At 70.4% G+C, this 22611-nt stretch carries 24 protein-coding genes and 1 pseudogene; 12 read left to right on the top strand and 13 right to left on the bottom strand.

The genetic code is table 11. The features are described from left to right. Window positions 1-59 precede the first annotated feature (59 nt). Window positions 60-725, top strand: coding sequence for a DUF998 domain-containing protein (locus FR742_RS10770; protein WP_148030818.1), 666 nt, complete (start codon window positions 60-62; stop codon window positions 723-725). A 57-nt stretch (window positions 726-782) separates the two neighbouring features. On the opposite strand, the gene FR742_RS10765 is transcribed toward FR742_RS10770, so the two are convergent. Continuing rightward, a complete protein-coding gene (locus FR742_RS10765) occupies window positions 783-1229 on the bottom strand; it encodes a hypothetical protein (protein WP_148030817.1) in 447 nt (148 codons plus the stop codon). A gap of 12 nt (window positions 1230-1241) precedes the next feature. Further along, window positions 1242-1913: a TetR/AcrR family transcriptional regulator gene (locus tag FR742_RS10760; RefSeq protein WP_187281084.1), complete on the bottom strand. Its 672-nt coding sequence runs from the start codon at window positions 1911-1913 to the stop codon at window positions 1242-1244. Between the two features lie 199 nt (window positions 1914-2112). Here FR742_RS10760 and FR742_RS10755 point away from each other — a divergent pair, with 199 nt between their 5' ends. Further along, a complete protein-coding gene (locus FR742_RS10755; protein WP_148030815.1) occupies window positions 2113-2322 on the top strand; it encodes a hypothetical protein in 210 nt (69 codons plus the stop codon). A 267-nt stretch (window positions 2323-2589) separates the two neighbouring features. On the opposite strand, the gene FR742_RS10750 is transcribed toward FR742_RS10755, so the two are convergent. The 4 genes from FR742_RS10750 to FR742_RS10735 all read right to left on the bottom strand — a co-directional run bounded on the left by FR742_RS10750 (window position 2590) and on the right by FR742_RS10735 (window position 6718). After that, window positions 2590-2991 (bottom strand): VOC family protein, encoded by a 402-nt coding sequence (locus FR742_RS10750; protein WP_148030814.1) that lies wholly within the window; start codon window positions 2989-2991, stop codon window positions 2590-2592. Between the two features lie 18 nt (window positions 2992-3009). After that, on the bottom strand, window positions 3010-4596 hold the full coding sequence (locus FR742_RS10745; protein WP_261808470.1) for an FAD-dependent monooxygenase: 1587 nt from the start codon (window positions 4594-4596) through the stop codon (window positions 3010-3012). A 62-nt stretch (window positions 4597-4658) separates the two neighbouring features. After that, window positions 4659-5471: an SDR family NAD(P)-dependent oxidoreductase gene (locus FR742_RS10740; protein ID WP_148030813.1), complete on the bottom strand. Its 813-nt coding sequence runs from the start codon at window positions 5469-5471 to the stop codon at window positions 4659-4661. Between the two features lie 17 nt (window positions 5472-5488). Next, window positions 5489-6718, bottom strand: coding sequence for a serine hydrolase (locus FR742_RS10735; protein ID WP_148030812.1), 1230 nt, complete (start codon window positions 6716-6718; stop codon window positions 5489-5491). A gap of 170 nt (window positions 6719-6888) precedes the next feature. Here FR742_RS10735 and FR742_RS44465 point away from each other — a divergent pair, with 170 nt between their 5' ends. Further along, window positions 6889-7476 (top strand): hypothetical protein, encoded by a 588-nt coding sequence (locus tag FR742_RS44465; RefSeq protein WP_187281083.1) that lies wholly within the window; start codon window positions 6889-6891, stop codon window positions 7474-7476. 393 nt (window positions 7477-7869) lie between these two features. After that, window positions 7870-8769 (top strand): LysR family transcriptional regulator, encoded by a 900-nt coding sequence (locus FR742_RS10725; RefSeq protein WP_148030810.1) that lies wholly within the window; start codon window positions 7870-7872, stop codon window positions 8767-8769. On the opposite strand, the gene FR742_RS10720 is transcribed toward FR742_RS10725, so the two are convergent. Further along, window positions 8726-9229: a hypothetical protein gene (locus FR742_RS10720; protein WP_187281082.1), complete on the bottom strand. Its 504-nt coding sequence runs from the start codon at window positions 9227-9229 to the stop codon at window positions 8726-8728. The genes FR742_RS10725 and FR742_RS10720 overlap by 44 nt on opposite strands. Before the next feature lie 199 nt (window positions 9230-9428). Here FR742_RS10720 and FR742_RS10715 point away from each other — a divergent pair, with 199 nt between their 5' ends. Next, a complete protein-coding gene (locus FR742_RS10715; RefSeq protein WP_261808469.1) occupies window positions 9429-10238 on the top strand; it encodes a TrmH family RNA methyltransferase in 810 nt (269 codons plus the stop codon). Continuing rightward, window positions 10235-10966 (top strand): rRNA methyltransferase, encoded by a 732-nt coding sequence (locus FR742_RS10710; protein WP_148030808.1) that lies wholly within the window; start codon window positions 10235-10237, stop codon window positions 10964-10966. Before FR742_RS10715 ends, FR742_RS10710 begins: the two co-directional genes overlap by 4 nt. A 435-nt stretch (window positions 10967-11401) precedes the next feature. On the opposite strand, the gene FR742_RS10705 is transcribed toward FR742_RS10710, so the two are convergent. After that, complete coding sequence (locus FR742_RS10705; protein ID WP_187281081.1) at window positions 11402-11830, bottom strand: hypothetical protein; 429 nt, start codon at window positions 11828-11830, stop codon at window positions 11402-11404. 102 nt (window positions 11831-11932) lie between these two features. Then, window positions 11933-12499: a TetR/AcrR family transcriptional regulator gene (locus tag FR742_RS10700; RefSeq protein WP_148030807.1), complete on the bottom strand. Its 567-nt coding sequence runs from the start codon at window positions 12497-12499 to the stop codon at window positions 11933-11935. Window positions 12500-12576: 77 nt separating this feature from the next. Between FR742_RS10700 and FR742_RS10695 the strand changes: the two genes are divergently transcribed. Then, on the top strand, window positions 12577-13518 hold the full coding sequence (locus tag FR742_RS10695; protein ID WP_315970608.1) for an NmrA family NAD(P)-binding protein: 942 nt from the start codon (window positions 12577-12579) through the stop codon (window positions 13516-13518). Window positions 13519-13791: 273 nt separating this feature from the next. Here the strand turns inward: FR742_RS10695 and FR742_RS10690 are convergent, their stop codons facing one another. After that, complete coding sequence (locus FR742_RS10690; protein WP_148030805.1) at window positions 13792-14160, bottom strand: hypothetical protein; 369 nt, start codon at window positions 14158-14160, stop codon at window positions 13792-13794. A 477-nt stretch (window positions 14161-14637) separates the two neighbouring features. Here FR742_RS10690 and FR742_RS45120 point away from each other — a divergent pair, with 477 nt between their 5' ends. Next, window positions 14638-14781: a hypothetical protein gene (locus FR742_RS45120; protein ID WP_222708887.1), complete on the top strand. Its 144-nt coding sequence runs from the start codon at window positions 14638-14640 to the stop codon at window positions 14779-14781. A 187-nt stretch (window positions 14782-14968) separates the two neighbouring features. Here FR742_RS45120 and FR742_RS44460 read toward each other — a convergent pair whose 3' ends face one another. Both FR742_RS44460 and FR742_RS10680 read right to left on the bottom strand, forming a co-directional pair. Next, window positions 14969-15445, bottom strand: coding sequence for a hypothetical protein (locus FR742_RS44460; protein ID WP_187281459.1), 477 nt, complete (start codon window positions 15443-15445; stop codon window positions 14969-14971). After that, a complete protein-coding gene (locus tag FR742_RS10680; RefSeq protein WP_187281080.1) occupies window positions 15442-16128 on the bottom strand; it encodes an FAD/NAD(P)-binding protein in 687 nt (228 codons plus the stop codon). The genes FR742_RS44460 and FR742_RS10680 overlap by 4 nt, the downstream gene beginning before the upstream one ends. Window positions 16129-16543: 415 nt before the next feature. Between FR742_RS10680 and FR742_RS46515 the strand changes: the two are divergent. Beyond that, window positions 16544-16651 (top strand): annotated as a pseudogene (locus FR742_RS46515) (helix-turn-helix domain-containing protein); the annotation flags it as partial. Between the two features lie 288 nt (window positions 16652-16939). On the opposite strand, the gene FR742_RS10670 reads toward FR742_RS46515, so the two are convergent. Continuing rightward, window positions 16940-19789 (bottom strand): AAA family ATPase, encoded by a 2850-nt coding sequence (locus FR742_RS10670; RefSeq protein WP_148030803.1) that lies wholly within the window; start codon window positions 19787-19789, stop codon window positions 16940-16942. A gap of 146 nt (window positions 19790-19935) precedes the next feature. Between FR742_RS10670 and FR742_RS10665 the strand changes: the two genes are divergently transcribed. From FR742_RS10665 to FR742_RS10655, 3 genes are read left to right on the top strand one after another with little or no spacing between them, the layout of a single operon-like run. Continuing rightward, window positions 19936-20814: an ABC transporter ATP-binding protein gene (locus tag FR742_RS10665; RefSeq protein ID WP_148030802.1), complete on the top strand. Its 879-nt coding sequence runs from the start codon at window positions 19936-19938 to the stop codon at window positions 20812-20814. Between the two features lie 37 nt (window positions 20815-20851). Beyond that, entirely contained in the window at window positions 20852-21571 is a 720-nt protein-coding gene (locus tag FR742_RS10660) for an ABC transporter permease (protein ID WP_148030801.1), read from the top strand. Beyond that, on the top strand, window positions 21568-22584 hold the full coding sequence (locus tag FR742_RS10655) for a protein kinase domain-containing protein (RefSeq protein WP_315970607.1): 1017 nt from the start codon (window positions 21568-21570) through the stop codon (window positions 22582-22584). The genes FR742_RS10660 and FR742_RS10655 overlap by 4 nt, the downstream gene beginning before the upstream one ends. The last annotated feature ends 27 nt before the right edge of the window (window positions 22585-22611 follow it).

The following is a 22611-nucleotide window of genomic DNA, read 5'->3' as shown; positions in this document are numbered from 1 at the left end:
GAGCCGGGAAGTCTGGTCGGCCCGCGACGCCGTCGCGGAGAAGCAGGAGGACTTCCCGCATGACCACCCGCACCCTCAACGCGCTGCTCGGCAGCGGGGTCGTCGCCGGTGTGCTGATGCCGGCGCTGCTATGGGCCGACGGCGCCACCCGCCCGGGCTACAGCCTGTGGCACCACGGCGCCAGCCAGCTCGGCACCGGCGAGCGCGCCTGGCTGCAGACGATCAACTTCACCCTCGGCGGGCTGCTTCTGGCGGCCTTCGCACTCGGGCTGCGCCAGGTGCTGCGCGCCGGTCGCGGCGCCACCTGGGGGCCGACCCTGCTCGCCACCGCCGCGGTCGGTCTGGTGGTGGCCGGGCTGGTGCCGACCGACCCCGCGCTCGGTTATCCGCCCGGGCAGCCCACCGGCGTCACCACGAGCGGCCTCATCCACCAGGCGGCCGGCTTCGCGCTGTTCGCCGGGCTCAGCGCGGCCGCCGTTGTCCTGGCCCGACGGCTGCGCGAGCACAGCCGCGGCTGGGCGCGCTACTCGCGCCTGTCCGGTCTCCTGATCATCGCCTTCGCGTTCGCCGCCGGCATCGCCTACCGGCTCGACACCCTCGGCCGATGGCAGCCCGCCCCCGCCGGCCTGCTCGAACACCTGTCCCTGCTGACCGGCTTCTGCTGGATCATCGCCGTCGCCACCCACCTGCTGCGCATGCCCATCCCTGACGCCACTTCCAGATGATCAGCTTCCCGAAGGTGCCCGTTCCAAGATCACTATCTGGGTGTCGATGCTCGACCTTCAACCGGCCAGGATCTCGGTGACGACGACATACAGCGCCCACAGCGACAACCCGGCCATGATGACGATCTCGCGCCAGCCGAGGGCGGGCCTGGCCTGGATGGCGTACGACATGGTGATGTTGGGCGCCGCCGGCGCGGGCGGGCGCCGGTTCTCGGCCAGGGGCTCGTTGAAGCGGTGGATGAAGATCTGGATGAGGTTCATGCCGGCGACCAGCCCCGCCGCGAAGCTCAGCGCGCTCAACCCGGCGGCGAACTGCAGGGCGATGATGGCCACGACGCACAGCAGCGTGAGGGTGTCGTAGATGCCGATGAGGCGCTGCGAGCGCGCGTAGTAGGCGGCGATCCGCTTGATCCGGACGTCATAGGGGACCAACAGCCACAGGCCGAACTTGGCCAATGCCTGCAGATAGAACAGCGCGATCACGATACCCAGCGCGATGGTCATGTCGACGTCCTTTCATAAGGTCGGGATGTCGTCGCCGCCGGTGGGGGCGGCGGTGAACCACGGGCTCAGCACGGCGGGCTCGACCAGCACGACGGAGTCCTCGGCCAGGCCGAGGATCCGCTCCAAGGCCTGGGTGTGGGCAGCGACCGTATCCTGGGCGCCGGACAGGTCCGGCCGGCCGGTGGCGTCGAAGGAAAGGACCAACTCGGCCAGCCGGTCGTTGAGGTCCTGGATCAGCGCGACGAGGACGCGGCCGGTGGCCTCCGGATGCGTGACGGCGAGCGTGTTCTCTCGCGCGCCTTGCTCAAGGATGCCGGCCAGCAGCGGCGCGATGCGGTCGGCGATGGTCGGGCGCAGCTTTTGCCGGACGACAGCGTTGTCGTCGGACTGCCAGACGCGTAGCAGCGCGACGAGCAGGTCGCGCCGCTGGTCCTTCCAGCGGCCCAGCCCGGTGAGGAAGCTCTGCAGCTTCTGCAGCGCCGGTGCGTCCGGGTCGGTGGCCAGTGGCGCCAAGGCGGCGGCAATCTGGTCGGCCATGCGTTCCATCACCGCTTCGACGAGCGCCTGCTTGGAGTCGAAGTAGTGGTAGAAGGCGCCCTTGGAGGCGCCCACCTGGGACCACACGTCCTGCACGCTCATCCGTTCGTAGCCCTTGGTGCGCAGCAGGATCTCTGCCGCGTCCAAGAACTGCGTCCGCCGTCCGGCATGCGCGGCCTGATCAACTGTTCGCGCCACTCGGTCCTCCCACTCCATTAACAAACCGGCTGCCGGTTTATTAATAGCATGAAGGACCCGGCCGCGTCTTGGCCCACCGGACAACAGTCACGGGTGCACATGCCGTTTCTCTTCGGGAGCCCCCTCTTCCGTGAAGTAACCCGGTCTGGTGCCTTCACAGAAGCCCAGCTCGGCCGTTCCGGCCCAAGGGCAGGATCGCCGCAAAATCACTTCACGAAAGGTCGTCGGCCTGCCCGACGCCCTCGCCGGGGCCGACGACAGCCTCGGTGAGTGGATCGAGCGCTACCTCGAGCTGGCCGTGCGTGGGGTCCGTTCGGCGGAGGTCACCGCCAAGATCGCCCGGCACCTGGATCACTAGCCTGCTACTGGCTGGCACAGCCTCTTCTCCTGCGCGACGTGCGGGCGTGTGCCCGGTGCAGGCCGACGAGTAGCGGCCTGGATCCCTTCATGTACTGCCTGGACCTGCTGGTGCCGTTGATCAGCCTGGGCCACGACACCACCTGGGACCCTGCCGAGCGCACGCCAGGCCCCGGAGCCTGTACACCACTCCACCCGACGACATCGCCGCCGGCTGTGTCGAAGAGCCGTGATCACGAGGCCCGGGCATCTGGCAGGAGCAGCGACGCTAACCGTGGCGCGTCACCGCCAGGGTGCGCAGGACGCAGAACTCGTTGCCCTCGGGGTCGGCCATGACCACCCAGCTTCGGTCTGGGCCTTGGCCCACGTCTCTCTTGGTGGCGCCGAGGCCCAGCAGTCTGGTCACCTCGTCGTCGGTGCTGCCGTCAATGGGGCTGATGTCGAGGTGGAGCCGGTTCTTCACGGTCTTGCCCTCGGGCACCTGAATGAACACCAGGGTGGGCGGCATCTGACGGGCCCGGACTTCCTCGATGGTCGGCTCCCAGGAGCCTATCTCGACCTTGCCCTCGTTCCGGTCGATCACCTTGAAGTCCAGGACCGCGCACCAGAAGGCCGCGAGTCTCTCCGGATCGTGGCAGTCGACGGCCAACTCGGTGAATCTACTGGTCATGTCTCCATTCCCTCTGTTTCACGGCGTTCCGAACCATGCGGAGAGTGCCTCGCGCAGCGGGGGCATGGCGCTGTCCGTGGATTCGTCGAGGCCGGCGGCCCAGGCGACGTGGCCGTCCGGGCGGATCAGCAGCGCGTCAGCCGGCCGATCGTCGGTCTTGGCGGTGTGGACGTCGAGGAGATGCCGCCAGTCCCGGGCGATCTGGCGGAGCTCTGGGCGGTCGGCCAGGTCGAGGAGGACGGGCCGGGCGGTGTGCAGGAGGTCGGCGACGCTGGTGACGCCCTGGTCGGTGTGCAGGGTGAGGTCGGGGGCGAAGGTGCCGGCCAGCGGGTGGTGGTGGGAGCCGGGCATCGGGTAGCGGATGTCGGTTCCGGCGACGAGGGCTCCCATCCGGCGTAGCGGCTGCTCGTCGGTGAGCAGTTCGGTGAAGACGTCGCGGAGTGCTTCGGCGGCCGCGTCGTGCCCGCGCCGCAGCGCTACCTGCGCTCGGGTATGCAGCAGGGTGCGGGCGCCGGCCAGGTGACGTTCGGTGTGGTAGGTGTCCAGCAGGCCGGCCGGGGCCGTGCCGTGGAGGTCGGCGGCCAGCTTCCAGGCCAGGTTGACCGCGTCCAGCATGCCGGCGTTGAGCGCCACTCCGGTGGCGGGGAACAGGTGTGCCGCGTCGCCGGCGAGCAGGATGCGACCGGCACGGTATCGCTCGGCCTGGTGGGCTTTGAAGGTGAACCGGGACAGCCGGGTCGATCCGGCCAGGGGCAGGTGTGCGCCGAGCACGCGGTGGACGCTGTCCTGCAATTCGGCCAGGGTCATGGGGACGTCGTCGTCGTATTCGGTGGTCTCGTCCTCGACGGTGTAGAGGGAGACGGACTGGGTGCCGGGTGAGGAGCCGACGCCGAGCAGGCCATGGTTCGTGCGGGTGAAACCGGCGCGGATCGTGCCGAAGCCGGGGATGTCGAGATCGCCGTTGCCCAGAACGGTGACCGTGTGGGGCAGGGTGACCTGGGCCAGGCGGTTGACCTCGGGATAGGTGGTGCCGGGGAACGGAATGCCGGCCCAGCCACGGATGCGGCTGCGCGCGCCGTCGCACCCCACGAGGTACCGCGTGCTCGTCCGGTAGGGGCCGTCCGGGCCGCGCACGTCCACGGTGACCGCGTCGTCGTCCTGGGTTACCCCGGTCACCTCGTGTCCTCGGCGGAGGTCGACGCCGAGTTCGCCTGCTCGTTCGCCGAGCAGCCGCTCGAGCAGTTGCTGCGGCAGCGGCAGGGCGTGCATCGGGGGATCCGGCAGCTGGGTGAAATCCAGGTGCACGCCGCCGAACGGGAACCGGGGAGCCGGCGCAGGGCCGGTGCAGGCCGCTTCGAAGCGTTCCAGCAACCCCCGGTAGCGCAGCAGCTCCAGGATCTGCCCGCCCAGGCCCCCGGCCTTGGGGGTGTCGCGGGGACGCGGCTGTCGTTCCAGCACCAGCGGCCGCACTCCGGCCAGGCACAGCTCGGCGGCCAGCATGAAACCCGTCGGACCGGCCCCCACGACGATCACGTCGGCGTCCCCCGCCGGCCGCTCCTCTCGCAGGTCTTCTTCTGCGGGCCGGGCGGCATCGTGGTGCTTCATCATCTATGACCTTTCGATCGTGTCGTTCGTCGCGTCGGAACGCGCGAATCGGGACGGAGCTGTCAGCCGGGTGCCAGGCGGCTGAGGTGTTCCCAGGCGCGGTACTCTTCGGCCCTGGCCTGGTTCATCTGCTGAACCAGATCGAAGGACCGGCTGCCGACGATCAGCCGCAGGGGCGGGTCGGGCAGGTCCACGAGCCGCATGACGACCGGCGCGGCCGTGCTCGGGTCGGAACCCGCTTCGTCGCCCCACATCTCGGTCAGCTTCGCCCGCAGCGGGTCGTACGCCGGGTCGGGCATGGTGGCCGTCGTGCCGATCGTGAACAGGCCGGTGTCGTAGCCGCCCGGCTGGACGATGGTGACCTTGACGCCGAAGGGTTCGACCTCCATGGCCAGCGCCTGGCCGAGGGAGTCGATGGCCGATTTGCCGGCCGCGTACAGGCCGGCCGAGGCCATCCCGCCGCCCGTGCCCATCGTCGTCACCAGGAGGATGTGGCCCGAGCCCTGGGCGCGCAGGTGGGGCAGCACGGCCTGGATGACCCAGATCTGCCCGAGGACGTTGACGTCGAAGTGGGCTCGGATCTGGGTCTCCGTGGCCTCTTCAACCATGCCGTACAACATCGCGCCGGCGTTGTTGACCACGATGTCGAGCCTGCCGAACGCGGCCACCGCCCGATCCACACCCTCGCGCACCGCGGCGCGGTTGGAGACGTCGAGCGGAACGCACGCCAGGGTGTCGGGATGGCGGGCCCGCAGGCCCTCCAGCGGCGCCATGTCGCGGGCCGCGGCCACGACGCGATCTCCCCTGCTCAGCGCGGCCTCCGCGAACGCCCTGCCCAGCCCTCTGGACGCGCCCGTGATGAACCAGACACGCATGACACTCACTCCTTGCATCAGTCTTCGAGAGCCTGGTAGACGGTGGTCCAGAAGTCGCTCATCAGGTGGGCGGGGTCGGGCACGCTGTAGCCGAGCTGGCAGAGCAGGATGCCGGTGAGCTGGTTGGCCGGGTCGGCGTAGGCGGAGGTGCCGCTGCCGCCGTCCCAGCCGAACTGGCCGATCGGGGCGTAGTCGCCGCGGTAGGTGCGCACCGCCATGCCCAGGCCCCAGCCGCCCTGCTGGCCCTGGCCGAAGGAGATGTGCACGGCGTTGCGGGCCAGCGCGGTACGGGCGGCGTTCTGCTCCGGGGTGAGCCGGTTGGTGGTCATCAGCTCCACCGCCGGCCGCGACAGGATCCGCCGGCCCTCGTGAACCCCACCGTTGAGCAGCATCCGGAAGTAGGCGTGGTAGTCGTCGGCGGTGGAGACCAGGCCGCCACCGCCGCCCTGGAACGCCGGGGGCTTGCTCCACCTGCCGCCCTCGGGTTCGTCCCACGCGAGGAACTCGCCCGTGACGGGGTCGGGGGCGTACAGGGTGGGCAGCCGGTCGATCTGGCCGGCGGGCACGTGGAAGCCTGTGTCCTTCATGCCCAGGGGCTCGAAGATGCGCTCGCGCAGGAAGTCCTCGAAGCTCTGGCCGGTCACCCGGGACACCAGCACGCCGACCAGGTCGCTGCTGATCTGGTACTGCCACTGCTCGCCGGGCTGGTGCATCAGGGGCAGCTCGCCCAGGCGGCGCATCCACTCGTCCTGTTCCGGAACCTCGGTCGGCAGGTTCGGGGTCAGCCCTCGCTCGAAGATGGCGTTCAGGATCGGGGTGCCCAGCGCGGTCATGTCCATGCCCAGGCCGAAGGTGGAGGTCAGCACGTCGCGGACGGTGATCGGGCGGCGGGCCGGCACGATGGCGTCCAGCTCGGCGTCGATGCTCTTGAGCACCTGCCGGCCGGACAGCTCGGGCAGCCACGGGTCGACCACGTCGTCCAGCCGCAGCCGGCACTCGTCCAGCAGCACCATCGCCGCCGCGATCGAGACCGGCTTGGAGGTGGAGGCCATCCGGAAGATCGTGTCGCGGCGCATCGGCGCGCCGCCGCCGTGCCGCATCGTGCCCAGCGTCTCCACGTGGGTCTGGCCGCCGCGGCTGACCAGGGCCACCAGGCCGGGGATCTTCCCCGAGTCGACATGCCGTGCCAGCACCTCACGCAGCCTGCGCAGCCCTTGCTCAGAAAAGCCGTTTCCGCCGATTGCCATGATCCTTGTCTCCTTGTCGTCATGATTGGTCCGCCGGTTCCGTTCCGACCGGCGTTCGTGCGTTCACCCTCGCGAATGGGCCTGACATCGGGCCGTGCCGCCGTCGTGCGATCGAGCCCTTCCTGCGGAGGCGCGCCCAGGAAGAACTGGTCGGCGCCTTCGCGCCCCAGGTGCTGGTGCTCGGCGACGAAGCCGCGCGTCTCCCGCTCGTAGGCGGCGAACGCCCGCGCGTGGCCGCCGCCGGCGGCCAGCTCACCGGCCAGGATGTAGGCGCCGATCAACGCCTGGGAGGCGCCGCGACCCGACGCCGGCGCCGCACGGTGCCCGGCGTCCCCGAGCAGCACCACCCGGCCCGGGAACCAGCGGTGCATCTCCACCTGGGCGTTCGCCTCGAAGAAGAGGTCCTTCGCCCCCCGCATCTCCTCCAGCAGGCGCCGGACCAGCCGGCCTTCGTCGGCGAACCGCCCGGCCACGATGCGCTTGTGCTGCCCGGCGTCATCGCGGTCGTAGGCCAGCGGCCCGGAGGCGAAGCGCAGCGCCGCCCGGGCTCGGGCGCCGTCGCGGGTGCCGAGCACCGCGGTCGCCTTGCCCGGTACGCGGTGGACCCGGCCGCCGTCTTCGGCGCCGCAATGGCCGGGCAGGCCGAAGACCGCCGTGCAGAGGCCCAGGTGCCGGACAAAGCGCTCGGGCGGCCCGAAGACCAGCGAGCGGGTCCCCCGAATACAGCCCGTCAGCGCCGGCCACCAGGTCGTCCCTGAGGATCCCCAGGTCGCCCGCACGGACCGCCACGGGCAGCGCGGCGTACTCGGGCGCCATCGCCGCATCACCCAGCCGCAGGTCCAGCGCTTCGGCCCGCTCCAGCAGAGCCATCCGGTCCAGCACGTCCAGCGCCTCGCCGCGCAGGCCCGCCGCACACCCGCCCGCGCGCACCCGCGGGGCGCGCTCCACCACGGTCGGGGTGAACCCGTGGTGGAGCACCCAGTACGCCAGTGCGGCCCCGGCGACGCCGGCACCGCAAACCAGGACGTCCATCCACGTGCTCCCTCGACCAGGCGAATCGTACGCATCGAGGATCAAGTACGGTGAACACCCGAAACAACGACGAACCCCGAAAGATCACCTTCAGCGGGAGTGAACGGAGCAGGTCAGGCGTGGAACTGCGGGACATCGAGATCTTCCTGACCCTGGCCGAGGAACTGCACTTCGGCCGCACCGCCACCCGGCTGTGCCTGTCACCCGCTCGCGTCACCCAGACGATCCAGAAGCAGGAACGGCAGGTCGGCGCTCCGCTGTTCGAGCGCAACAACCGCACGGTCCGGCTGACACAGGTCGGGCGGCAGCTCCGGGACGACCTCCGGCCGCTGTATGCCGGGCTGAGGGACAGCATGGAACGCGCCCAGCTCGCCGGCCAGGGCATCACCGGCATCCTGCGGGTCGGCATGCTCCCGCTCAACGCCCACGACCTTCGCCCCTACTGGGACGTCTTCCGCCTGCGCCACCCGCTGTGGAAGCTGCGCGTCCACAAAGCACAGGTGGGCGAAGCCTTTCCCGCGCTGCGGCGCGGAGACATCGACGTCCTGGTGAGCTGGCTCCCCGTCGACGAACCCGACCTCACCGTGGGGCCGGTCGTGTTCGCCGAGCAGCGCGTGCTCGCCGTCGCCACCGACCACCAGCTCGCCTCGCGCGCGTCGGTCTCGCTGGAGATGGTCTCCGACTTCCAGCACCCGCACGCCGACACCGGGCCAGGCTACTGGTACGACGCCTACGCCCCGCGCCTTACCCGGCGAGGCCGTCAGATCGAGCGCGGTCCCGTGGTGCGGGACGCGGAAGAGGCCATGACCCTCGCCAGCATGGACGGGCTTGTCGTGCTCTTCCCCGCCCACGTCACCCGCTACTGGGTACGGCCGGACATCGCCTACCTGTCGGTCACCGATATGGAGCCGCTGTCGTACGCGCTGGTGTGGCGGAGCGAGGCTGAGAGCGAGCCCGTCCGGGCCCTGGCCGGGGTCATCCGCGATCTGGGCCCTCTTCCGTCGGCCCCTGCCCCTTGAGGTGGCCTCGGCGCGACCGCGATCGCCGGCAGCGAAATAATACGAACGCAAACCCCAGCACAGCGAGGCACACCTGAACTGGGCCACCGTGACCATGATGACCAGACGGCTGACCAGGAAAAACACGCGACGGTGGGACAACCACCCGAAGTCGCACCGCCTCCGCCGCACAAACCCTGGACCAGGCGTACGTCGTCACGGCCTGCTGGCGGCGGCATGACCCGGCAGCCCGGTTCTGGTCGAACGTGATGCGTTTGCGGGTGCGCCATCCGGAGGCGATCTGCCGGTCGGTGCTCGCCTCCAGCCGGTCCAGCGCCGCCCGGCTCCGGTCCCGGCCGCTGGCCAGCCGATCGCCGGCGGCGCTGGCCTGCTGGTCCCCGGCGACGTCGTCCTGCTCCTGGCCCAGATCGCGATCGGCGGTCAGCCGCTGCTCGCGCATGGCCTGCACCGCATGCGGCATCGCGGGGAACGTGCCGTCCCTGGCCCAGCGCCGGAACCGCGTGTACAGGCTCGAGCTCTGCGAACGGAGAGACAGCCTGATCTCTCGGCTCAGCGAACCTGGCGCCACCGCCTGGATGCGGGGAGGCACAGTAAGCGTGGGGGAAAATCACCTTATTCTGTCGTTCGTGGGGAATCGAGGGCGTTCGGCATCGGGGAGCGTGCGCATCACGCGTGCGAACGCGCGGTTCCCGCAGTGGCGGGCGCTGCTGAGCTATCGGGCCATGCGGCAGCGGGCCGGGCAGTTCGTGGTCCAGGCAGTGCGCCCGATCAGCCTGGTGGTGGAGTTCGGCTGGCCGGTGCGAGCGCTGATCGGCCACGCCGAGCGGCCGCTGTCGAACTGGGCCGAGCAGATGCTGCAGACGGCCGGCGGCGAGCGGGTGGCCGTGGCCCCCGGCCTGCTGGGTGAGCTGGGCGGCAAAGACGAGGACACACCCGAACTGGTGGTGGCCAGCCCGGGGGACGCTGAGCTGTCCCGCATCCAGGTGGGCCCGTCCTTCCTGTGCGCGGTGTTCGACCAGCCGAGCAACCCCGCAAACATCTGGACGATGGCGCGCTCACTGGACGCTTTCGGCGGCGGAGGCCTGATCGTCACCGGGCACACCGCCGACCCCTACGATCCCCGATCGGTGCGAGCCTTGCCCGGGTCGCTGCTGACGCTGCCGCTGGTGCGGTCCCCCTCCCGGCAAGTACTGGCATGGGCGGAGCGGCTGCGCGCCCAGAGGCAGCCGCCGACGGTGGTAGGCACTGACGAGAACGGCACCTGCGACGTCGCCGAGCCGGGCCTGACCAACCTCACCCTGCTGGTCATCGGCGACGAGACCAACGGACTGAGCGCGGGATGGCGACAAGCGTGCGGCACGATAACGCGCATCCCGATGGCCTGTTCAGCCAGCTCCCTGAACGTCGCCAGCGCGGCGACCGTGGTGTCGTACGAGGCCGCCCGTGAGCGTCGCGGCCCCACAGCATGACCTACCGTCACGCGATTGCCCGGACCAGCCATGAGGACCTGGCCAGCGGCGCGGTGCTGCATTCAGCCCCGGGCTATCCCGCGTTCCCCGTCCGGCTGGCCAGCGAGATCTTCCAGCGGGCGCTGGCTCTGCGCGGCGGCGACCAGCCCGCCGTGCTCTGGGACCCGTGCTGCGGCAGCGGTTACCTGCTGACCGTGCTGGCGTTGCTGCACCGGCGCCAGATCGCTGCGGTGCTGGCCTGCGACCTCGATCCTGAAGCACGGAACCTGGCCGAACGCAATCTCGCCCTGCTGAGCCAGGCCGGTCTGGCGGCTCGCGCCGCCGATCTCAAGGCCCGCGCTGCCCGCTTCGGCAAACCGGCCTACGACTCGGCCGCGCGTGCCGCCTGCCGTCTCGCCGCCGAACTCGACGCCGCCGGAGGGGACGTGCCGCACGCGGTGCGCCAAGCCGACGTGTTCGACCCTGCCCAGCTCCAGCGGACACTCGGCCAGCACGCACCCGACATCGTGATGACCGACGTCCCCTACGGCGAACAGACCCATTGGCGCGGTCCCAGCGCGGCGGCAGGGGTCAGCGGCATGGTCGAAGCTCTATCGGCCGTGCTCCCGCACGGCAGCGTGATCGCGGTGACGGTGCGGGGCCGCAAGGTTCCCATGGACCGCGGGCCGCGGCCCCAGGCGTCCTTCAAAATCGGTACCCGAGCCGTCGCGCTGTTCCGAACCTCCTAACGTTCTCGTGCTTCCGCACGTGCGTGACAGCCGGAGGACGGCACACATTCGTGGTGAGGTCCTTGCCCGCGGGCGTCGGCGATGCGAACGGTTCACGCTTGAGACGCCGTCCTCATCCACGACAGCAGCACGCCCTCGGCGCGTAACTGGTCGTCGATCGCCGACAGATAGCGTGAGTTCCACAAACGACGGCGCTGGCTATGACGACAAGTCCCCGGCGGCGACCCGGCGAGATCGTCCTCGCGCAGGCACCCGACCGAGCTGTCCTATCGATGTCGAGCGCGTCGACCGTGCCCAGCAGGACAGGTGCACGCTCGGCGGGTGGTGGCGTGCGGACACACCACCGCACGGGCGGCCTCCTCGGCACAGGCTGCTCTGACCTTGGACGCGAGAGCGTGCCACACGCCCAACCGGGCGCGGAGGCACAGGGGCGCATCATCGACGATCCAGCCTCGTGTCATGGTGCCGTGGCCGGACGCCTCCGGCCTTCCCGAGGGGGCGGTGCGCCGCCGCGCCGAGGGCGAGAACGGCGTATCCGCAAGTCACCGCCAGACCCGCCCATGGCGGAAGCGGGTGGTAGCCGCTGATCGGCGACAGGTCCACGTCCACATGCGCGAACGTGGGGACGCTCTGCGTGATCGCGAACCCGGCGGCCGGGGTGACCATCAGCAGCCAGGGCGCCGAACCCCAGGTCGCCAGCAGGTAGGGCACGACGACCAGCGCGACGGTCAGCCCGATGGCGACGACAACCCGCCTGACCACCGCCGCCAGGGCCAGCGCCAGCACGGCAGCGGCCGCCTCGCCCGGGTCCGCCGACGCGGTGCCCCGTCCCCGAAACGGGCCGTCCCGGAAACGGTCGTTCACGGGACGGTTCAGAGGCGTCTCGAGTTCGCCCGCCGCCGCTTCGCCGCCTGACGGCTCGTATCAAGCAGGCAGGACGAGGGACGGTCTTTTCGAGCAGGCTTCTCAGCCCCGCGGGCTCAGGCCCGCCACGGCCAGCCGGAACAGCCGGTCCGCACGGGCCGCCGGGTCAGTGTGGTGCTCCGTCGCGAGGACGATGCCGACGATCAGCGCGATCAGGTCGGCGACGGTGACGCCTTCCGCCACCGTCCCGTCCTGCACGGCGCGCTGCAGCAAGGGATTCCCCGCCTCTGTCATCCTCGCCGAGCAGGTGTTCTCGTGTACGGGGTCGGGCTCGGCCCCGTCGTAGGCCAGTGCTGCCGCCAGCCCGCGGGCCGCGACGCAGTAGGCGACGACGTCACTGAGCCATTCCAGGAGCGCGTCACGGCTGTCACCTTTGCCTGTTAGCTCACGGGCGCGGGTGGCCAGGGCCTCGATGCGTTGATGGGAGACCGCCTCCAGCAGCGCCCGGCGGGTCGGGAAGTGGCGGCGCACGGTGGCCGAGCCGACCCCCGCGATGCGCGCGATCTGTTCCAGGGAGGCGCCGGCCCCGTACGCGGCGACCTCCTCCTCGGCCACGGCGAGGATGCGCGCGTAGTTGCGCCGGGCGTCCGCGCGCTGTCGGTCGGGCATGGGCGTCATCTCCAGAGTTGCTAAATGGCGGGGCCCGCCATATCGTATCGCACAGAAAACGGCGACCCCCGCCGTTTATGGCCCTGGGGAGCACTATGCCTGCAGATTCCGCACCTGTCCTGGTCACCGGCGCCACCGGCAGGCAGGGCGGCGCCACCGCCCGCGCCCTGCTCGCTGCAGGCGTTCCCGTACGCGCTCTGGTGCGTTACCCCGACACCGAGCGAGCCAAGGCCGTCGAGGCGCTGGGCGCCGATCTGGTCACCGGTGACCTCCACGATCGCGATGCGGTGGTGCGGGCCGCCACGGGTGTCCGCGCCGTCTTCTCTGTTCAGATGCCCGCCCTGGCTGCCGAAGGTTTCGATTTCGACGGAGAGGTGGCCCAGGCCGTCAACCTCATCCAGGGCGCGCAAGCTGCGGGAGTGCCGCAGTTCGTACACACGTCCACCAGCGGCGCCGGTCAGCACACCGAGGCTCCTGGCTGGATCGCAGGCCAGTGGGGCTCCCTGGACGCCAGCCTGGGAGCCAAGAGCACGATCCAGGACCGGGTTCGCGCGGCCGGCTTCTCCCGCTGGACGATCCTCAAGCCGGGCTTCTTCATGGAGAACTTCCTGCCGTCCATGGCTTTCCTGTTCCCGCGGGGCGTTGAAGGCGGTCTGGTGAGCGTCGTGAAGCCGGACACTCGGCTCTCCCTCGCCGCGGTGGACGATATCGGCAGGGCAGCCGCCGCAGCCATCGCCGAGCCCGAGCGGTTCCACGGGGTCGAGCTGGAGCTGGCGAGTGACTACCTGTCGATGACGGAGATCGCCGAGGTTCTCTCCCGCGCGCTGGGCACGCACCTGTCCGCGCCGGACATGACCGAGGAGCAGGCACTAGCCGTCGGAATGCCGGCGATGGGCGCCTCACACGAGTGGATGAACATAGCCGGCCAGCCGGCCCGCCCGCAGTACGCCAGGGACCTCGGTCTCTCGCTCACCAGCTTCGAGGAATGGGCTCGGCAGTACCTGCGGCCCGCGGCTTGACCAGAGACGGCCGCCGGCTGCTTGGCGTCACCCGGCCCTGGTCCTCATCCCTCCCCGGCCATCGTCTCGCTGATCTCAGCCGTCAAGATGGCCCGCCACGCCTGACTCCTGCCTTACGTGCCTGACACGCCTGAAAGCATCTGACCAGCCATTTCGCTCGTCAACCAAGATAAGTCCGGCTGACCGGGGGCCCCGTATGTGCTTCGTGACGGGTTCGTCAGTGACAGGGCGAAACCGGGTATCCGGGTCAGGATCCCCTCGTCTGCCAGCTTGTCAGGTCGGATGGAGGGGTGCCATGTTCCCGGCCAGCGACGTCCCGATCCAGCACTCGTCGTCAGGATGCTCCACGCCGGGTGGGCTTCCGGCGAGTTCTACCCCGGAGCCGTCTGGACCAGCCCAGAGACCGGCCGGGCGGCGGTGTGCCGGGCGAGACACGCTGGTCCAGCGCTCCCGTGCGGAAGGCCCGATCGCATCGGCGACATCGACGCCGGCGAACGCGATGACGTCGGCCGCGGTCGCGAGCTCCAGCGCGCGTTCCGGAGCCCGCTGACGGGTATCGCGATCGCCGAACTGATGGGTCAGCAAGGCGATCACGGCCGTCAGATCGCCTACCGGCGGTTCGAGCCCGCGATGCGCGATCACCGCCGAGGTGGGAGGGAGGTACGGGGCGGCGCGGTTGAAAAGGGATCAAGCCGCTACCAGCCACGCCGGTGTGATACCGGCGCTCTCTCCAGGAGCGGCGGCCACACGTCCGGAGCCGCTTGGCAGCCGACGGACGACAAGCCGGCTGCCGAGCCATGCATCACCGTGTGGGCAACCGCTGCGCGCTCACTTTCGCATCATGCCACTCAGCCATGCCCATCCGGTGCCGGGGCGGCAGCGGGCCGTGCCCGCGTCCGAACGAGATTCGAACGGTGAGAGTCGAGCACGTCACCGGGTCGCTTACGCACCACAGTGAGGGGGTGGTCCGGTCCGATGCGCGGGGCGGTCTCCGCGGGCCGGACCTGCCGACGGGTGATGTGCCGTCGTTCGTCTGGGACGAAACCGCGCCGCGGCGGCGCATGAACACCATGGCCGCCGCAGTCCACCCATGCCGCCAGGGGCGGCGTCATGTTTGGCATGCGGCCGTTCGAGGATCCGCCGGATGAGCGGACCCAGACGCTGGTCGTCCTCGGCGCGCGGGGCGACCTGACAGCACGGCTGCTCCTGCCGGGCCTGGGCGGCTTGGTTGTCGCGTCTTCGCTCGCCGACCTCTCCTTGTAGGCAGCGACAAGGGCGAAGGGAGCGACGAGGAGTGGCGGGCGGTCGTCGCCGGGACGTTCTCGACGGGCGAGGCGAGAGGACCGGCCGCCGACGCCGTCGTCCGCAACGCGTGCTACGTGGCCGCGGACGTCACCGACGACGGCGACTTGCGCCGTCTGCTGGCGTGCCGTCGTGGTCGCCTCACGCTCTACTTCGCACTGCCGCCGGCGGTCACGGTCGAGTCCTGCCGGGCGACTCCGGTGGCGATGAGGCTCGCGAGGAAAGGGCTGGCGGTGACATCGATACCCGGCCCGGTGGCGTTGACCAGCCAGCCGACGTCGAGGCCGGTCATGGCTCCGTCCAGGTCGGCGCGGATGCGCAGCCCGTCCGTGGCGGGCTCGGCGGTGAGCAGGCTGCCGCGCAGCAGCCGCAGCCGTCCGCCGGCGCGCAGGTCGTCGATGGCGGTCGCCGAGTGGGGCGGGATGCGGTGCCGGTGGATCTCCCAGTAGCGGGCCACCCTGCGCAGGAACAACCGCCGCTCGTCCGGCCCGAGCCGCTGCCACAACTCCTGGACGTGCGGTCGCAGCCCTTCCAGCACGCCCTGCCAGTCGCCGCTCGCCCGTACGGCCTTTCGGGTGGCGGCCAGCAGGTCCGTGACGCGCAGCGGGCCGTCGGGGATGGTCACCGGGAGGGGCAGGGCCGGGCGTACCAGGTGCGGGCGAGGGAGGAGGGCGCGCCGGGACAGCGCGTACACCACGGTGTCCGGGTCACGGTGAGGGCCACGTCCACCATCGTCAGGCCGGTGCCGAGGACCAGCACGGGTGCGCCGTCGTCGATGCCGGTCAGGGCGCCCGGCGCCCATGGGTCGGCGATGTGACGGGGGTGCGCGGCCACGCCCGGCAGCGGGGCGGGGCTGCCGTTGCCGAGGGCCAGAACGACCGCGTCGGCGGCCATGCGGCGGCCGTCGGCCAGCCGTACCGCGTGGTCGGCGTCCAGAGCGACGGCCGCGGCGGTGACGCGGTGAAGCGGGCGCGTGGGTAGATCTTCGGCGGCGGCCAGCACCTCGCGCAGGTAGCGGCCGTAGATCGCGCGTGGCAGGTAGTCGTAGGCGTGCACGCCCGTGGTGCGCGCCCAGGCCAGCAGGTGATCCGGTTCGTCGTCGAGGGCGCTCATCCGCTCGACGCGGGTGTTGAGCAGGTGGTGCGGGTCGGTGGTGGAATAGGCCTGGCCGAGCGCGTGCCGGCCGCCTTGGTCGATCAGCGTGACCGCCACCGGGGTGCCGGTGGCGCGGGCGAGTCTTAGCAGGTGGATCGCGGTCAGGGCGCCGCTCGCGCCGCCCCCGACGATGATGACCGAAGGTAGGAGCATAAACCCACTATACCAGTGGGGTATATAGGATTCAGGTATCAGAACGGGGTCCTGTCGTATCCGGCCGGACATTCCGCTGAGCAATGAGGCGCTGGTCAGCGGGGCTCGTCCCGGGTAGTCCAGCCATGTTTGGTGATGAGCTTGGAAGCGCATTGCGGAGTTGGTTGATGCGTTCTTGGGCGTCGAGGCCCTGGATGCCGATGGTGAGGGCTGAGTCGGTGGCGTAGTAGGTGGTGTGGCATCCTTCGGCGGCGACCCGAGCCGCGGCGTGGATCCGGCCCCGGAGCCGGATGAGCTTGCGCTGGTCGGTTACGCGGTCGAGGCCGTCGATAGTGAGGTAGCGCAGGAAGGGGCCGGGAATAGTGAAGAATCCGTCGGGTAGCCCGGCCTCGCCGCCGCCCGGGCCCACCGGGCGCGCGGCCAGTCCGTCACACAGATCGCCCGCGAGTTCGGCGTCGGCAGGTCAGCGCTGTACCCGGCGCTGGGCAGCCCCCGTCGACAATCGGCGCTGCCCAGGAGGTAGCGCGGTGAGCGGCGGCTATCCAGCGGGCTTCGCCGCCTTCGGGCGCTCGTGACCCGGTGCAGGGGAGGTTGGCGTACTCGCCGCCACCCCATGCCCTGCGCGGCCCACCCCAGCCAGGCTCTGACGGGCCCGGCGGCGGGCGCAGAAGGCAGGACGAGGGCAGCGGCAGTCACCGCCCCCGCCCCGCCCTGCCCGCCAGGAAGGAGAGCCGATTCATGGGCCTGGCATCGCGCTGGTCTGGCTGGCCATAGGCGTACGCCCGCCGGGTAAGCCCGTCTGCCTGTCTGATCAGGGAAGCGGCAGTTCTCTGAGCTGCCGGCGGGAGGTGATACCCAGCTTGCGGAAGATGTTGCGGAGGTGGGCTTCAACCGTGCGTGGGCTGAGGAACAGTTGCGCAGCGACCTCCCGGGAGGTCGCCCCGGTGGCCACCAGCCGTGCGATGTGCAGCTCGTGGGCGGTGAGGGAGTCGGTGGGCTGGGCGGTCCGTTTGCGGGGATGCTCACCGGTGGCGCGCAGCTCGCGGGCGGCGCGCTCGGCGAACGCCTCCATGCCCATGCCCGAAAGCAGCCGGTGGGCGGTGCGGAGCTGTTCACGGGCGTCCTGGCGGCGGCCCTCGCGGCGCAGCCACTCGCCGTAGACGAGGTGGGTGCGGGCGAGGAAGACGGCCCACCGGCAGTTGGTGAGCCGTACGATCGCCTCGCGGTAGTGCTCCTCGGCGGCAGGACCAGTAGTGGTCAGCGCACGCGATCTCGCGGCCAGCCCCAGCGCGAAGTCCGTCCCACTGGCGCGAGCCCGGGAGCTGAGCTGCTCCAGCGCGGCTGCCGCACGCTCCGGCTCACCGGCGCGGGCTGCCGCTTCGACGAGCTCGGGAAGGGCCAGGCTGCTGTACGCCAAGTCGTCGTGCTCGCAAGGCGGTGTCGCGGCGGCGAGAGCGTCGTCGTAGTTGCCCAGGCCGTTGTGCAGCACTGCGAGTGTGGCATGGGCCAGGTCGACCGTTGTGCCCTCACCCCGCTCCGTCGCCTCCTTGACCATGGCCGCGTACAGTTCCAACGTCTCGGGCTGTCGGCCACGCCAGGCAGCTAGCATGAGCCGGGCGTTCGGCAGCGGCGGGGCCCCGGTTGCCTGCGTGATCGCGGCCTCCTCGGCGGCCAGCTCGGTGGCACGGGCGAGCTCACCGGTGAGCACGAGTATCGACGCGACGGCGTTGAGCGCGGCAGGCAGCGTGGACAGCGCGCCGGCCTCGCGGGCGAGCCGGACCGCGCGGCCGGCCAGTACGTAGAGTGCCTCGTCGTCCCACAGCATCGACGCGACATAGCAGGCCAGCCACAGCCAGCGGCGGTCGTCGTCGTCAACTCGGGATTCGTGGTCAAGAAGTGTCGCCAGTGACCGCTGCAGGGTGGGAACACTCGCCTCAAACCCTTGCGTGAACCTCGTGGCCAGCCCGTCCAGCAGCAGATCGACCGGCTGCGGCGGCGTCGGTGGTGAGGGCGCGTCGTGGGCGGCTTCGGCCGCCTCGGGTAACCCGCAGCCGCGGGCGAGGTGACCGGCGTGGATCGCGGCATCAAGCGCGTGCAGGTAGGTTTCGCGGGCCAGCGTCGGGTCCAGTGGGGCGAGTGTCTTGGCGGCGTCGAGCAGCATCCCCGGCATGTCGCTGCCTCGCGTCAGGTGGAACGCGATCTGGGCGCGCAACAACTCGAGCCGCGCGTGTTGCAGGGCGTCTAATGGCCCGGTCGCGGCGCCGGCCAGTAGTTCCAAGGCGGCCTCGGATGCGCCGGCGTCGTGCTTGGCGTGCGCGGCTTCGAGTGCCCGCGTCGCACGGGCGGCAGGATCGGGGGTCAGCTCGGCCGCGTGCTTCAAGAACGCGGCTGCTGCGGCCACCCCACCGCGGGCACGGACCCGGCCGGCCGAGCGCTCCAGCTCGGCGGCGGCCTCCTCGTCGGTGCCCAGCACGGCCTGCGCGCGGTGCCAAGCGCGCCGGTCAGGGTCGACCTGTGGGTCGGTGGCGTCGGCCAGCGCGCGGTGGGCTCGACGCTGATCCGGCGCTGTGGCCGCCTGGTAGACCGCGGAGCGGACCAGCGGATGACGGAACCGCACCCGAGCGCCTACCTCCAGCAACCCGCCGGCCTCCGCGGGTAGGGCCGCCTGAGGGGAGATGCCCAGGTGGGTGGCCGCGCGCCACAGCAGCGCCGTATCGCCGGTCGGATCGGCCGCCGCGACCAGCAGCAGCAGCCGCGCCTCGGCGGGCAGGCCGGCCGATCGGCGTTGGAAGCTGTCCTCGATGCGGCGGGGAACGCTCAGCGCATCTGGCAGCTCGAACCCTCCGGCCAACTTCGCCGGGTGTGCGCCTCGGGGCAGTTCCAGCAGCGCCAACGGGTTGCCTCGTGCCTCGGCGAGGATCCGCTCGCGTACGGCGTCATCCAGCGGTGTGTGTACGCCGGCGGTCAACAACACGCGGGCGTCGGTCTCTCCGAGCCTGTCCAGGCGGAGTGCCGGCAACCCGGAGAACTGCTCGACGTCACCCTCGTCGGAGTCGCGCACCGCGACCACCAACGCCACCCGCTCGGCCTCCACCCGCCGTGCCACGAACGCCAGGACCTGCGCGGACGCTTCGTCCAGCCACTGCGCATCGTCGACGAGACACAGCAGAGGCCCCTCCTCGGCGACCTCGGCCAGCAGGTTGAGGACGGCCAGCCCGACCAGGAAGCGGTCCGGCGTGGTACCGGCTCTCAGTCCGAACGCCACACCCAGGGCGGCCTCCTGCGGGTCGGGCAGCGCGTCCGCGCGGCCCAGCAGCGGCGCGCACAGCTGGTGCAGACCCGCGAACACGAACTGCGTCTCCGACTCCGCTCCGACCGAGCTCTCCACCCGGAAGCCCGAGGGGGCCGCGGTCTCGCGGGCGTACTCGAGCAAGGCCGTCTTACCGATGCCAGCTTCCCCGCGCACCATGAGCGTCCCGCTGCGCCCGGCCCGTGCCTGCTTGAGCAGTTGTTCGACCGCCTCGCGCTCCGCACGCCGACCCAAGAGGTTCGTCAGCTTCGCTCCTTCGAGTACGTACCGGATTAGGTGATTCTTACCTATGCGAACCGCAGCCCGCCAGGCCGGGCTCGGGATGTGGGCGTGATGACCGGCGAAAGACATCGGGGCTTCCACCGAGGCGAAGACACCGCGTCCGGCGCGAGTCTGGTGACACGGCACGAACCGGCATGGGGTCAGCCGGACCTCCTCGGCCCGGGAACGGGCCTGACCCGTGACGCCACCGGCTCGTGGACACGAAAGGAAACACCATGCCCGCCACTCCCGTCATCGACGTCGAACGTCTGAACGTCACCTACGGCGACTTCGCCGCCGTCCGTGACCTGTCCTTCCACGTGCGGCGCGGCGAGTTCTACGCGTTGCTGGGCACGAACGGAGCCGGCAAGACGTCCACCCTGGAGGTGGTCGAGGGTCACCGCCGGGCCGCCTCCGGCTCGGTGCGGATCTTCGGTGAGAGCCCGCAGGATCGGCGCGCGGTGCGGCCGCGGATGGGCATCATGCTGCAGGAGAGTGGCTTCTCCCCCGATCTGACGGTGCGGGAGTCGGTCGGCCTGATCGGCACGCTGAGCGGGAGACGCGACGACGTGGACCGGGTGCTCGGCATCGCAGGCCTCACCCGCAAGGCGAGCACCAGGGTCTCCCAGCTGTCCGGTGGCGAGAAGCGCCGCCTGGACTTCGCCACCGCCGTGTACGGCGGGCCCGAGCTGGCCATCCTTGACGAGCCCACCACCGGGCTGGACATCCAGTCCCGCGACGCCCTCTGGGCCGCTGTCGACAGGCTGCGCGAAGAGGGGTCCACGATCGTGCTCACCACTCACTACTTGGAGGAGGCCCAGCAGCGCGCCGACCGCATCGGCCTCATGCACGAGGGCACGCTCCATCGGGAAGGCACGGTCGCGGAGCTGACGCAGTCCCTGCCGTCGGTGATCAGGTTCGCGCTTCCACCCGGCGCTCCTGAGCCGCCGACCGTGGGTGCGCTCAACGGGGCCTTCCACATCGAGACCTTCAGTCTGCAGGACGACCTCTACCGGTTGCTGGGTTGGGCGCATGACACCGGGGTGGAGCTGCGAGACCTGCAGGCCGGCCCGACCCGCCTCGACGACGTCTTCCGCGCCATCAGCCGCGGCTGAAACCACACGGCACTTCGCCACGAGAGGAACCGCCAGCATGTTGGAGATCGCTCGCAGTGAGATGATCCAGATCTTCCGGAACCGGCTGGTCCTGGTCACCGGCCTTGTCATCCCGGTCGTCATCAGCGGCTACTTCGTCTACCAGCACGAGGTGTTCTCCGATCTCGGCAGCCTCGGCTACATCGCGGCGGTCGTGATGTTCAGCGTGCTGGCCTTCGGGCTGTACACCGGGGCGGTGATCACGCTGGCCTCGCGCCGGCAGAACCTCTTTCTCAAGCGGCTGCGCGCCACCGCCGCGGGCGACGCGGCCATCCTCGCCGGGCTGGTCCTGCCGGTCACCGTTATCGCGCTCATCCAAGCGGTCGCGATCCTGATCGTGCTGGGTGTGGTCGCCACCGCACCGGCTCAGATCCCGCTCCTCGTGGTCGCGATCCTGGCGACGACGGCCATGCTGGTCGCCCTGGCTCTGGCCACCGCAGGACTCACGAACTCTCCAGAGCATGCCCAGGTGACCACCCTTCCGGTGAGCCTGTCCGTGATCGCGGTGGCCAGCTGGGTGGGAATCACCGGCACCGAGGACCTCGCCCTGCTCAAGCGGCTGCTTCCCGGAGGCGCGGCCACCGAAGTGGTCGTCAACGCCTGGAACGGCGGCGTCCCGCTCGCCGACTCCCTGCCCCTGCTGCTGATCACCATGGTCTGGGTTCTCGTCGCCGTGGCACTGGCTGTCCGGCTCTTCCGCTGGGAGCCGCGCCGATGAGCCTGACGTCCGCCGAAGGGGCTCAGCCGGTCTCAGCGACACGATCACTATCAGACGGCGGAGAAGGACTGATGAATGCGGGTCGAGTCATTGACGGCCGGTACGAACTGGGTGACGTCATAGGTCGGGGTGCTACGGCCCACGTCCACCGCGGGCGCGACATCCGCTTGGGCCGTCCGGTTGCCATCAAGATGCTCCGCAAGAACCTCGTGCGGGATCCCGTGTCCTGGTCCCGCTTCGGGCGCGAGGCGATGACGGTGGCTGGTCTCAGCCATCCCGCCATCGTCTCCATCTACGACACCGGGCACGAGGAAGTCGGAGGTGGCTCGGCGGGCGAAGTCCGGGTTCCCTTCATCGTCATGGAGTACGTCGAGGGGCGGTCCTTGCGGGATCTCCTCAGGATGCGCGTGCTCACGCTCAACGAAACGATTCAGTACCAGGTCGGGATCCTCTCGGCGCTCGATTTCAGCCATCGAGCAGGCATCGCCCATCGCGACATCAAGCCGGCCAACGTGATGATCACGCCCGAGGGCGCGGTCAAGGTCGTGGACTTCGGAATTTCGCGTGCCACCGGCGATCCGGCCGCGACCCTGACCCAGGCCCAGGTGGTCCTCGGAACTCCTTCGTACCTCTCTCCCGAGCAGGCGCGCGGTGAAACCGTGGACGCCCGCAGCGACCTCTACTCCGCAGGCTGTGTGCTCTACGAACTCCTGACCGGGCGGCCACCGTTCGTCGGAGACAACCCCTTCTCCGTTGCCTACCAACACGTCTACGAGCAGCCCGCGCAGGCCGGCACCGCCCTGCCGGCACTTGACGCCGTACTCGCGAAGGCTCTCGCCAAGGAGCGGGAGGACCGTTTCCAGGACGCGCGCTCGTTCGAGGCGGCGCTCTTGTCCGCGGTGAGAGACACCAGGCACGTCCATCACGGCGCTCTTGTGAGCACCTTCGACACCGACGCGCCCTTGGCACTGGCCACGGGCAGCCGCATCGGCATGGCCGACGTCGGCTGTTGACCAGCACAACAGAACCGAGCAACGAGG

This window comes from Nonomuraea sp. C10, assembly GCF_008017515.1.
GTDB lineage: Bacteria > Actinomycetota > Actinomycetes > Streptosporangiales > Streptosporangiaceae > Nonomuraea > Nonomuraea ferruginea.
This window is presented reverse-complemented; position numbering and strand designations above follow the sequence as displayed.

Excerpts from the sequence above, each read along its gene's own strand:
- FR742_RS10700 (WP_148030807.1), bottom strand. The coding sequence starts at position 12,499 with ATGCCCGACCGACAGCGCGCGGACGCCCGGCGCAACTACGCGCGCATC.
- FR742_RS10710 (WP_148030808.1), top strand. The coding sequence starts at position 10,235 with ATGACCTACCGTCACGCGATTGCCCGGACCAGCCATGAGGACCTGGCC.
- FR742_RS10670 (WP_148030803.1), bottom strand. The coding sequence starts at position 19,789 with ATGTCTTTCGCCGGTCATCACGCCCACATCCCGAGCCCGGCCTGGCGG.
- FR742_RS10765 (WP_148030817.1), bottom strand. The coding sequence starts at position 1,229 with ATGACCATCGCGCTGGGTATCGTGATCGCGCTGTTCTATCTGCAGGCA.
- FR742_RS10720 (WP_187281082.1), bottom strand. The coding sequence starts at position 9,229 with ATGCCGCATGCGGTGCAGGCCATGCGCGAGCAGCGGCTGACCGCCGAT.
- FR742_RS45120 (WP_222708887.1), top strand. The coding sequence starts at position 14,638 with ATGCGGCCGTTCGAGGATCCGCCGGATGAGCGGACCCAGACGCTGGTC.
- FR742_RS10660 (WP_148030801.1), top strand. The coding sequence starts at position 20,852 with ATGTTGGAGATCGCTCGCAGTGAGATGATCCAGATCTTCCGGAACCGG.
- FR742_RS10665 (WP_148030802.1), top strand. The coding sequence starts at position 19,936 with ATGCCCGCCACTCCCGTCATCGACGTCGAACGTCTGAACGTCACCTAC.
- FR742_RS10735 (WP_148030812.1), bottom strand. The coding sequence starts at position 6,718 with ATGGCAATCGGCGGAAACGGCTTTTCTGAGCAAGGGCTGCGCAGGCTG.
- FR742_RS10750 (WP_148030814.1), bottom strand. The coding sequence starts at position 2,991 with ATGACCAGTAGATTCACCGAGTTGGCCGTCGACTGCCACGATCCGGAG.
- FR742_RS10740 (WP_148030813.1), bottom strand. The coding sequence starts at position 5,471 with ATGCGTGTCTGGTTCATCACGGGCGCGTCCAGAGGGCTGGGCAGGGCG.
- FR742_RS10745 (WP_261808470.1), bottom strand. The coding sequence starts at position 4,596 with ATGAAGCACCACGATGCCGCCCGGCCCGCAGAAGAAGACCTGCGAGAG.
- FR742_RS10680 (WP_187281080.1), bottom strand. The coding sequence starts at position 16,128 with ATGCTCCTACCTTCGGTCATCATCGTCGGGGGCGGCGCGAGCGGCGCC.
- FR742_RS10695 (WP_315970608.1), top strand. The coding sequence starts at position 12,577 with ATGGCCCTGGGGAGCACTATGCCTGCAGATTCCGCACCTGTCCTGGTC.
- FR742_RS10655 (WP_315970607.1), top strand. The coding sequence starts at position 21,568 with ATGAGCCTGACGTCCGCCGAAGGGGCTCAGCCGGTCTCAGCGACACGA.
- FR742_RS10770 (WP_148030818.1), top strand. The coding sequence starts at position 60 with ATGACCACCCGCACCCTCAACGCGCTGCTCGGCAGCGGGGTCGTCGCC.